The organism is Desulfobacter curvatus DSM 3379 (assembly GCF_000373985.1).
Lineage (GTDB): Bacteria > Desulfobacterota > Desulfobacteria > Desulfobacterales > Desulfobacteraceae > Desulfobacter > Desulfobacter curvatus.
In genome coordinates this window covers 1-2,151 of record NZ_KB893003.1, presented here as the reverse complement: position 1 = coordinate 2,151, position 2,151 = coordinate 1, and the positions used below count along the sequence as shown (strand labels likewise).

The window sequence follows — 2,151 nt, the reverse complement described above, 5'->3', positions numbered from 1 at the left end:
CGTAACGTGCTGAAATTATAGTAAGCTACTTTACGTAGGGCCATAAAAACTAAGGAATAATGGGCGTTTTGTCGTTTTTTTTCGAAAAAATAGGTCAACAAACTGGTGGTTTAGCTCCTTTGCCCTGTCCCGGCAGTCTGTGCAGATTTCTTTAAATTTTCGCATATCGCCCTTAACGGACATATAAATCTGTTCAACGGCTTCCTGCTGGATATCTTTGTATTTTTCAATGAAGTCCTCGACCTCTATTGGATACAAAATCAGGATTTTCAACCGGCTGAGTATATCAGGATGATTCCGGCTTAAATTGGTTCTCACCTTTGGAAGTCCTGCTAATACGATGGGAACCCCGGCATCAATAATCCGTTTAAAATATGGCCAAACCCGGGCGTCCAAGTCATTAGCCTCATCTATGACGATAAAGCAATTGGATAGATTGCAGATCATTTTCAGGTACTGGGGCGTTCGGCGGTAGGTGGCGGTGGCTTCATAATTTAATTCCTTAAGTATCGCGGCCAGAGTTTCATGTATGTTGAACAAAGACTCAACCCATACAGCATGGAGCTTTTTGGGGTGCAGCAATTTTAAAAACCGGGTTTTTCCGGCACCAAAGTCGCCTTCGATGAGGACGCTTTGGCCTCTATAGATCCGATTATAAGTGGCAGCCAAGTATGAGACCCTTCGTTTATCACTGATAAAATCCTCTTTCATGTTATGTCTCCGTGGGATGCATAAGTGGCTACATGGTTCGTATTTAACGATTTTTGGCAATCAAGCATAAATGCATTGAACAAGGCCTGATTTTTCCGGTCATCCGGCTGGTTCATCTTTTTCATGTAATCCACGTACCTTGATTGATTATGATCAAGCACTTGTTCCGCCCGGGCTAGGGTGAGGCCCCTATGGTAAACTTCGATTAAAACAGGCCGCTCAACGGCCATATTGTGCTTTTCTAAAAGAGCGATAATGGTGTCAAGTTCATCAGGCGGCACAGGCGAAGGTTCCGGTGCCGGCGGTCTGTCAAATGGCTTTTTTGCAATGGCTTCGCCCAATAGTATACCGTCTTCACTCTGCTCAAAAATAAAAAGCTTATCCTTGTATCTGGATATTTTTACCGGTGTGCTTTTGTGTTTGCTGAACTTATCTGAACCACTGGTCACATAATAATCCCGCTTGTCATGGCGGATGGTCCTGTTTTTGGATACGGTGGCTTTGATTTTTCTGTATCCGTACTTCATATATTCCTGAACCTGGTTCAGGGTAAGTTACCGTGTTCATCTCTGATCCTTAAATATTGAAATTTACAGCCGTCAACCTGGATCAAAGCAAATACCGGCACCGACTTGAAGGCATGAATTACCGGGACCTGATCCTGCTCATCCTCTTTTTCCAGGTAAAATTTGAGATTTTCCCTTTTGACACATCGCCGAAGTGCCGAAAGACTGATGGTTCTACCCAACTCTTGTTCAAGCCAATAGTGATAATTTTTAATGGTCCTGGCTTTCCGGGTGATAAAAATAAATCCCTGGGATGAGGGATCGCATGACGCCTTGACCATCTCAATAAACCGTCTTTTGGTTTGCTCATCTATTGCCCTTGGCCGTCCGCTGCACTTGCGGCCTTCCATAATTCCTTTTTCAACCAGTAAAAGAGGCGTCGAGACAATCCCGGTTTTCTTGTACTGATCCTTGTAATATTTTTTGGACCGTCTTTTGGCTGATCCGGTTTTATTCATGATTTTTTTGTGCAGCAGTAGGTGAAAGCGGTCATCAATGGTTAGATCATCCATTATCTGCCCCCTTTGATACAATCTTTTCGTATATGACCCGGTGCCACAACAATGCTGCCTGGCGGGAGGTCTTCTGCCAATGATCATGCTGGGCCACACGGACCTGTTCAAGCATTGCCTTTACAACAGCCATGTATTCATTGGTAATTCGATCGATCAGATCCGGTTTGGTTACCGGTGCCGTTTTTCGGGAGTCGATAAATTTTTTGATGTTATGCGCGGTTAACTCCATGCCACTTTCTATAATCTCCTTCCAAAGTTGGCGCTGTTCTATGGAATCCAGTTGAGAAAGAGGCCGTGCCTGGGATTCGTTGGCCGGTAACTTGTCCCCAATTGGGGACAGATTATAGATGACTTCATAG

Annotated in this window: 3 protein-coding genes and 1 pseudogene; all 4 read right to left on the bottom strand. The window is 44.3% G+C overall.

Annotated elements, in window-relative coordinates; all coding sequences use genetic code 11:
* Window positions 1-30: 30 nt before the first annotated feature.
* The gene (locus B147_RS27890; protein ID WP_020586752.1) at window positions 31-711 is read right to left on the bottom strand and encodes an AAA family ATPase; all 681 of its coding nucleotides are present in this window, start codon (window positions 709-711) and stop codon (window positions 31-33) included.
* Window positions 708-1,238 (bottom strand): hypothetical protein, encoded by a 531-nt coding sequence (locus tag B147_RS32850; RefSeq protein WP_020586751.1) that lies wholly within the window; start codon window positions 1,236-1,238, stop codon window positions 708-710. The genes B147_RS27890 and B147_RS32850 overlap by 4 nt, the downstream gene beginning before the upstream one ends.
* A gap of 17 nt (window positions 1,239-1,255) precedes the next feature.
* Window positions 1,256-1,789 (bottom strand): COG3415 family protein, encoded by a 534-nt coding sequence (locus tag B147_RS32845; RefSeq protein WP_020586750.1) that lies wholly within the window; start codon window positions 1,787-1,789, stop codon window positions 1,256-1,258.
* A pseudogene (locus B147_RS0108300) lies at window positions 1,782-2,151 on the bottom strand (DNA methylase); the annotation flags it as partial. The pseudogene B147_RS0108300 and the gene B147_RS32845, both read right to left, overlap by 8 nt.

Bases quoted from the DNA above. Each gene is read 5' to 3' on its own strand.
- B147_RS32845 (WP_020586750.1), bottom strand. From the start codon at position 1,789: ATGGATGATCTAACCATTGATGACCGCTTTCACCTACTGCTGCACAAA.
- B147_RS27890 (WP_020586752.1), bottom strand. From the start codon at position 711: ATGAAAGAGGATTTTATCAGTGATAAACGAAGGGTCTCATACTTGGCT.
- B147_RS32850 (WP_020586751.1), bottom strand. From the start codon at position 1,238: ATGAAGTACGGATACAGAAAAATCAAAGCCACCGTATCCAAAAACAGG.